Origin of the sequence: Pollutimonas subterranea (assembly GCF_002849655.1) — a bacterium.
Classification (GTDB): domain Bacteria; phylum Pseudomonadota; class Gammaproteobacteria; order Burkholderiales; family Burkholderiaceae_B; genus Pollutimonas; species Pollutimonas subterranea.
On record NZ_PDNW01000040.1, the window covers coordinates 1 to 8,060 of the forward strand.

The 8,060-nt window shown below is 53.7% G+C and carries 7 protein-coding genes; 6 read left to right on the forward strand and 1 reads right to left on the reverse strand.

Features of this window, described 5'->3' with window-relative positions; all coding sequences use genetic code 11:
* The first annotated feature begins 561 nt into the window (after positions 1-561).
* From CR159_RS20980 to moaA, 3 genes are all read left to right on the forward strand, one after another.
* Positions 562-1,092, forward strand: a complete 531-nt coding sequence (locus CR159_RS20980) for an arsenate reductase (azurin) small subunit (protein WP_102075887.1) — start codon at positions 562-564, stop codon at positions 1,090-1,092.
* Positions 1,093-1,109: 17 nt separating this feature from the next.
* A complete protein-coding gene (locus tag CR159_RS20985) occupies positions 1,110-3,605 on the forward strand; it encodes an arsenate reductase (azurin) large subunit (protein ID WP_102075888.1) in 2,496 nt (831 codons plus the stop codon).
* An 86-nt stretch (positions 3,606-3,691) separates the two neighbouring features.
* Positions 3,692-4,792: a GTP 3',8-cyclase MoaA gene (gene moaA / locus CR159_RS20990; protein WP_102075889.1), complete on the forward strand. Its 1,101-nt coding sequence runs from the start codon at positions 3,692-3,694 to the stop codon at positions 4,790-4,792.
* 330 nt (positions 4,793-5,122) lie between these two features.
* Here moaA and CR159_RS20995 read toward each other — a convergent pair whose 3' ends face one another.
* Positions 5,123-6,319, reverse strand: a complete 1,197-nt coding sequence (locus tag CR159_RS20995) for a tyrosine-type recombinase/integrase (RefSeq protein WP_102075892.1) — start codon at positions 6,317-6,319, stop codon at positions 5,123-5,125.
* 140 nt (positions 6,320-6,459) lie between these two features.
* On the opposite strand from CR159_RS20995, the gene CR159_RS21000 reads away from it, so the two are divergent.
* Genes CR159_RS21000 through CR159_RS21005 form a run of 3 tightly spaced genes read left to right on the forward strand, consistent with a single transcriptional unit; the run spans position 6,460 to position 7,930 of the window.
* Entirely contained in the window at positions 6,460-7,503 is a 1,044-nt protein-coding gene (locus tag CR159_RS21000; RefSeq protein WP_102075890.1) for a DNA-binding protein, read from the forward strand.
* Positions 7,500-7,628 carry a hypothetical protein gene (locus CR159_RS22145; RefSeq protein ID WP_255398998.1) on the forward strand — a complete coding sequence of 43 codons (129 nt, stop codon included), beginning with the start codon at positions 7,500-7,502 and terminating at the stop codon, positions 7,626-7,628. Before CR159_RS21000 ends, CR159_RS22145 begins: the two co-directional genes overlap by 4 nt.
* 20 nt (positions 7,629-7,648) lie before the next feature.
* Entirely contained in the window at positions 7,649-7,930 is a 282-nt protein-coding gene (locus CR159_RS21005) for a hypothetical protein (RefSeq protein ID WP_102075891.1), read from the forward strand.
* The last annotated feature ends 130 nt before the right edge of the window (positions 7,931-8,060 follow it).

Genomic DNA, 8,060 nt, shown 5'->3' on the forward strand with positions numbered 1-8,060 from the left:
GGTCCCGGATTGCCGTTGTCCATCTGAATCCCGAGAATCCGGCTAAGCCATGCCTACGGCAATCTGAGACAGTAAAACAGGCCGCATGAATCCCTTACCCAAACGACAACTAGCTTGACAATCACCGGCGGCATCAATCTGTCCACGCAGTAAAAGGTCAACAATTTCTCGATAGCTCCGTCGTTGCACGAATTGAACCACCTGGCCCAGTGTGGCTTCCAAGTCAGCGCGCCAAATGTCTAGTAGCTGAAGCTGATCATCGAGAAAGACGGCCGTGGTGCCAATTCGCAAAGTGGCTTGATCGATTCTTTGACTCCATGCAGGGGTCGCGCATACGCCTACGGCTGCAATGCCCGCAGTCAACAGACGCCGACGGACGTTACCGCCCGGTAACGATAAGCTCGATTTGCCGCCAGGCACGTTACCGTTTGGTCTCCACAACGCCGCCATTTCTGTCTTCTCCAAGCGTGGCCGACGTGAGTTATTACATGGCACGCGTATTGCGTAAGCGATGGGCATAGGTTAGCGATCTCCGCCCATTGTTTCAATAGGAATTGACCCATGTCCGACACAACGAATATCACCCGACGCGGTTTTCTTAAGCTCAGTGGGGGCAGCGGGGTTGCAGCGGCCGCTACCTTGGTGCCGTTTGCAAGCGCTAATGCCCAGGCATCGCCTGCCGATCCGTCCAAAACAACGTTGAATTATCCGAGCAAGACCGTCACGGCCGCCCAAAAACTGACGGTTAAGGAACCGTTGCCGTTTAACTATCCAGACGATCGGTCACCTTGCACCGCAGTCAAGCTGGGCTCCCCGGTTCCGGGCGGGGTTGGACCCGACCGCGATATCGTGGCGTATAGCACTCTGTGCACGCATATGGGTTGCCCGACTATTTACGATAACAACACCAAAACCTTCAAGTGCCCTTGTCACTTCAGCGAGTTCGATGCCGAAAAATCGGGCCAAATGATTTGTGGGCAAGCTACAGAGAATCTCCCACGCGTTCTGTTGCGGTATGACGAAGCATCGGACACCGTTTCAGCTGTTGGTGTCGACGGGCTGATCTACGGACGCCAAGCCAACATAATCTAATTTAGGAGATACATGCCATGCCAGCAAAAAAAGATCGCATCACCTTGCCGCCAGCAAATACCCAGCGTACCAATATGACCTGTCATTTCTGTATCGTCGGCTGCGGCTATCACGTGTATAAGTGGCCCGAACAGAAAGAGGGTGGTCGTGCACCCCAAGATAACGCCCTGGGTCTGGATTTCCGACAACAGCTGCCCCCGTATGCCACTACCCTGACGCCCGCCATGACTAACGTGATTACAGAGCACGATGGTAGTCGCCACAACATCATGATCGTACCGGATAAGGAGTGCGTCGTTAATGGGGGGCTGAGTTCGACCCGCGGCGGCAGGATGGCAACGTATATGTATTCGCCCGATGGTGATGGCAAAGAACGGCTTAAACAGCCGCGCTTATACGCTGCCGACCAATGGGTTGATACCTCTTGGGATCAAGCCATGGCGCTCTATGCTGGGTTGCTTAAGAAAACACTGGATAAAGATGGTCCGGAAGGCATTATGTTCTCCTGTTTTGACCATGGCGGCGCTGGCGGCGGGTTCGAAAATACGTGGGGTACTGGCAAGCTGATGTTCTCGGCCCTACAGACCCCTATGGTTCGTATTCACAATCGCCCGGCGTATAACTCGGAGTGCCACGCAACCCGTGACATGGGAATTGGCGAACTTAATAATGCATACGAAGATGCGCAACTTGCCGATGTTCTTTGGTCCATTGGAAATAATCCCTACGAAAACCAAACCAATTACTTCCTCAACCACTGGGTACCGAACTTATACGGTCAGACGAGCAGCAAGAAAAAAGATCGCTTTCCAGGAGAAGACTTGCCGCCCACGCGGGTCATATTCGTAGACCCTCGTGAAACGCCGTCAATCTCGATTGCGCGTCAGGTTGCGGGCAAGGGACGTGTACTGCATTTAGCGATTGAGCCAGGCACGGACACTGCACTGTTTAATGGCTTATTTACGTATGTAGTGGAACAAGGGTGGATAGATAAGCCGTTCATTGAACAGCACTCCTCTGGATTTGATGCGGCTGTACGAACAAATCGCATATCACTCGAGGAGTGCAGCAAGATCACTGGCGTGCCTATCGATGATCTCAAAAAAGCGGCAGAATGGTCTTACAAACCTAAGAAAACGGGTCAGATGCCGCGCACCATGCATGCTTATGAAAAAGGCATCATTTGGGGCAATGATAATTACGTGATTCAGTCGGCACTGCTCGGCCTAGTTATCGCTACCCATAACGTCGGCCGTCGCGGCACGGGCTGCGTGCGCATGGGCGGGCACCAGGAAGGCTACACCCGCCCGCCATACCCCGGACAATCAAAGATATATATCGACAAGGAACTGATTCAGGGACGAGGTCGCATGATGACCTGGTGGGGTTGCAATAATTTCCAAACAAGCAACGACGCTCAGGCCTTGCGAGAAGCGATACTAAAGCGGTCGGCCATTGTCAAAGAGGCGATGCAAAAGGCGCGGGGCGCCACTAACGAAGAGATGGTTGATATCATTTATCAGGCAACCGAGAAAGGGGGGCTGTTTGTCGCGAGCATCAATCTTTATCCCACCAAGCTTGCTGAGGCCGCCCATCTATTGCTGCCGGCGGCACATCCCGGAGAGATCAACCTTACGTCCATGAATGGAGAGCGGCGAATTCGCTTGTCCGAGAAGTTTATGGATCCTCCGGGCTCGGCGATGGCCGATTGCCTCATTGCAGCAAAGATCGCCACTACGATACGTGCGCTTTACGAGAAAGAGGGCAACACGGCAATGGCCGAGCGTTTCAACGGCTTTGAGTGGAAGACAGAAGAAGACGCCTTTGATGATGGATTCCGGCGCGCCGGTCAACCTGGGGCGCCTAAGATAGATAGCCAAGGAGGCGATTCGGGTCATCTGGTTACCTATGAGCGCTTGCGCGCCACGGGTAATAATGGGGTGCAGCTTCCTGTTAAGTCCTACACGGATGGCAAGCTCGTGGGCACAGAGATGCTCTACACCGACTCAAAATTTGACACCGATGACGGTAAGGCTCACTTCCTACCTGCGCCGTGGAATGGCTTGCCTGAAATCGTTGCTGCGCAAAAGAAGAAATATAAGTTTTGGCTTAATAATGGGCGAAACAACGAGATATGGCAGACCGCGTATCACGATCAATACAACAGCTTCGCCCAAGAGCGTTATCCCATGGCCTACATCGAGATCCATCCTGATGATTGCCGCGAACTCGGCGTAGAGGCAAGCGATATTGTCGAGGTCTATAACGACTTCGGTTCGACCTATGCAATGGTATATCCGGTCTCGCAAATCAAGCGAGGCCAGACTTTCATGCTTTTCGGTTATGTAAACGGCATCCAAGGCGACGTCACGACGGATTGGACCGATCGCAATGTGATCCCTTACTACAAGGGTACATGGGGCAACATCCGCAAGGCCGGCAGTATGGATGAATTCAAAAAGACGGTGAGCTTTAAAGATCGTAGATTTGCGATGCCTACTAATCCCGCATAAGGAAGGAACTCTCCAATCGGACGTATAAGACCCCGCTTTATGACCGTCTAAAGCGGGCTTTTCAAAAAAAACGATAAAGCCCAAGCATGAACGAATACTTACTGCATCATCCTCGCGTTGTGTCTGTGCCGGTCTCAGTCAAAGGCCATATGGCCGCACTGGAATCTAACGTATTGGACCAGCATGCGAGGCCGTTGCGTGACTTACGTATATCAGTCACCGACCGATGTAATTTTCGGTGTACATATTGCATGCCCCGAGCTTCGTTCGGTAAAGATTTTCAGTTCCTGCCGCGAAGCGAGTTATTGAGTCATGAAGAGATCGAGCGGGCTGCAAAAATATTCGTAGGTTTAGGCGTAAGAAAAATTCGTATCACAGGAGGCGAGCCATTACTGCGTAAAGACGTCGATATACTGGCAGCCAAACTCGTAGCGCTTACCACACCCGACGGGCGGCCGGTAGATGTTTCACTGACCACGAATGGGGCTCTGCTGGCGCGTAAAGCACAAAGCCTTGCACTAGCAGGTGTCAAGCGCTTGAACGTAAGCTTGGATGCGATAGATAACGCCGTATTCCAGAGGATGACGGATGCTGACTGGACCGTCGATGACGTGCTACACGGTATTGAGGCTGCAAGTCGCTTAGGTATCGCATCTATAAAAATCAACATGGTGGTCAAGCGCGGCGTCAATGATGACCAGATTCTGCCTATGGCAAGGCACTTTCGTGGCACTGGCCACATTCTGCGTTTTATAGAATTTATGGATGTGGGCAATACCAATCAATGGAAAAGGAATGCGGTATATCCTTCATCCGATATTGTCAGGCTGCTTCATCAGCACTTCCCGATGGAGGCCGTATCGCCCTCCGCCAAGGGAGAAGTTGCTAAACGCTGGCGATATCTGGATGGGCAGGGTGAAATCGGTGTGATTTCCAGCGTGACACAGCCCTTTTGCGGGGCCTGCTCCCGGGCGCGGATAGCGGCAGACGGCCGATTCTACCTATGTCTGTTTGGACAAAAGGGCGTGGATTTACGTGCCTTATTGCGCGAATCAGAAAGTGACGAGACTTTACGCCATACGATTACATCGGAATGGACCAGAAGGACGGACAGATATTCAGAAATCCGAGGCTTTGCTCCGCTATCGTATCACCCTCGAGTTGAAATGAGCCGGGTTGGTGGATAGGGCGAAAATTTGCTTTTACTTCAACAACGCCGCAAACCAAGCATGGGTTGGTTCGTAGTGGCAGCAAAAGTATAGCCACACAATTCGCTATGACTGGCTGGCACGCTACCCGTTTGATTTAATCTCTGATGTCCAGGACCTCGCAACCCGGTGGCTATCGACATACGATCACAATTGGCCAAATATGGCCCCCAGTGTAGAGGCGCCATGACCTCGATTTAGCAACGCCTGGCCTGATCAACTTGGCACTTGACCGATGGCATGTATTAACTACGGCGACGGTGTGATGAACTCTTAGTGAAGACCGTGATGTTGCTATCAAGTTCATAATTACCACCCGATTTTGTGATGTTCCTCGGTCTCGCGGTGTCGCGCATCGTCTGAAGAGTGTAGGTAGGTATTGGTCGTGCTAATGGACTCATGCCCCAGGTTATCCCGCACATGGCGCAAATCCACATTGTTATTGGCCATGTTGGAGCCGGCCGTGTGCCGCAGCCAATGGGCCGAGGCTTGTTCAACGCGCTGTGCTTTCCATTCCTCATCGCCGCCGCGCGCCCGGATCCGGTCAGCCGCGCTTTTAAAGACTTGCTTGACGATAGTGTGGACGGCCGCACGGGTGAGGGTGCGGGTTTGGTTGCCGATCGGCAGCAACAGCGGGGTGGTTTCATCGGAGCTAGGGAAGGGCACTAAGCCCTTTTCGCGCCGATAGCGCGCCAGCTCCATCATGAGCTCGTGCGTGGCCGGAATGATCCGCGTCTTCTCGCCCTTCCCAGTGACTTCAAGCCACCAGCGCTCTTCACCGTCCTTATCGCGTCGGCAAAAGAAACCGCCCATGCTGTTCTGTGTCACTTCTGAAATGCGCAATCCGCACAGGTAGAGCAAGGAAAACAGCCAGCGCCGCCGAAAATAGTGCTCACGTTCGCGGTCGGACTCGCGCGGTAGGGCATCAATCGCCATTTTTACTTCGCTCCAGGTCTCATCCTCCAGATAACGTGTCACCCGCGGCTTAGCTTTACGGGCTCGCTGGCGCGAGAGCGACAAGGGATTGCCGGCCAGGTAGCCGGCTGTCACCAGCCAAGCAAACATGGAGTTCAAGATTATGATGGCTTGGCGTCGGCTCGCCGGTGCCAAGGGACCGGCGAAGGGGCGCCAATCGACGTGCGCGCGCTCCACTTTGCGCCCAGAGCGCATTACCCATTGGGCTTTGGGCTGGGGATCACTCAAAAAGTGCTGATACGCCAGCAAGTCCTCATGTGTCAGTGAGGACACCGGCTTTTGTAAAGCCAGAGTTGCCCATAGCAGCAGGCGCTCGGCCTCCTTACGGTAGCTTGTAAAGGTATTGGGAGACTCGATAAACCGCGCTAACCAGGCGGTGATGGCATCGACATCGGTGGTGGCCGCGATCTGCGGTCGATTGCCCATGGCCCGGTTCGTGCCGGCGCGGCCATCGAACTCCGGCAAAACGCGCACGCCCTCGAAAGGCGAGAGCGGAATAAGCGCTGCGGAAAATTCACTATTAAGCGGCATGATGGACTCGACGTATTCAGCAGGCAACCACTATCCAAATAATTTGACATTATAACAGTAATGTCAAATTATGCAGAAGGGGAGTATTATTCACAACGTATTACGTTGTATTATTATTGAAAGATACGAGGAAAATTTCAATGACTGCCCCTATGATCGATGATGCGGCGCTTTCGCGCGATATCGAGGCGCTGCGCGAGCGCTTCACCCAAACCCAGGGACTCTATCGGGAGGTCTGTGCGCTGCTGTTCTTTCGGTATGGGGTAACGCCGACGGCCAACAAGCTCTATCAGTTGGTACGTAAAGGCAGCATGAGTGCGCCGGCCGAGGCGTTGTCCAAGTTTTGGGAGGATCTGCGAGAAAAAAGCCGCACTCGGATTGAGCATCCCGACTTGCCCGATGCATTGAAGAGAGTGGCCGGGGAACTCGTTGCCACGCTATGGACAAACGCCCAGGCGGCAGCCCAGGAGTCACTAACGGCGTATCGTGTTGAAGCTCAGGAAGCGGTGCTCCAAGCAAAGGCTGCCGTTACCGCCACGGAAGCCGATCGGGATGCGACCCGCAACGAGGCCCACAACGTCAGGAGCGAACTTGACCAAGCGGGAACACAAATTGGTGCTCTGCGCGAAGCCCTTGCCGCCGCGGAGGCAACCCGCGCTTCATTGCTCACCACACTCGATGAGGCCAAGCTTGAAAATACAACATTGCAGCGCCAGCTTGAGCAATCACATCACCAATTCACTGTTGAGCTCGACAAGCTGCGGGCTGCCATAGAGCTGGCCGAGGAGCGCTCCAGATCTACCGAAAAGCGTATGCTGCTGGAAATAGACCGCGAGCGCACCACCGCAGCACGGCTTCAAAAAGAACTCGAGGCGCTTACCACCATATCGCGCCGCGCCACCGATGATCATCGACGCGAGCTCACTTTGCTTCAGCAAACGCTGGGCGATACCCGCCAGAAAAATGGTCAATTGGAAGGCGCTCTACAGACGGTGACGGCAAACTTAGAACGCACTAATGTTGATAGCCAAGAACTGCAAGCCCGATTAAACGAGTTCAATGCCCAAGCGGTGCTATTGCGTAGCCAGGCAGAAGACTGGCGCCGCCAGTTTGAGGCATCACAAGAGCTTCTGACGAAAGCACAAGCATTCAAGGCAACTACGCGAAGGCCTCGTCGCCCATGACTAGCATCAAATATCGACGCTGGTTCGAGACCTTGCAGGATGCTGGCCGCGCCCTTAACGACCGAGTACACTTTTACGGTGGCGCCCACACCGTCGACCTTAAATACTTTGTTGAATCGAGCTGAACCTAACGGGGGAATTAAAAATGGACAATCAAAAGCCCCTGAAACAACTGATATTAGAGGCGAACGCCTTAGAGGCCAGGGCGGCAGATGCCCGCTGTGCCGCAGTGACGATCATCCGTAGCCAAGATCCGGAGCTATCCAAAATACTTGACGATTTGCTTCCCACGGTTGCGGATCAAGCTGATTGGTTGTTTAAAAAATCATTTCGGAGAGAGGAGCGCCCAGTCGACCTTTTTATTTCCGGTCACGCATTGGAGCTACGCGACATCGCAGGCGCGATATTGCATGGCACCTATCTTTAGAACGAATGGCACTTACTTAGGCCGCTGCGGGCGCCCGTAGCGAATGATGTCGTCGCGCGCGAGGTCACGCGGCTTCTTCAGCCATGGGTAGGATTTTGGCCTTCGTTTTCGCTGTCGCGGCTCGATGCGG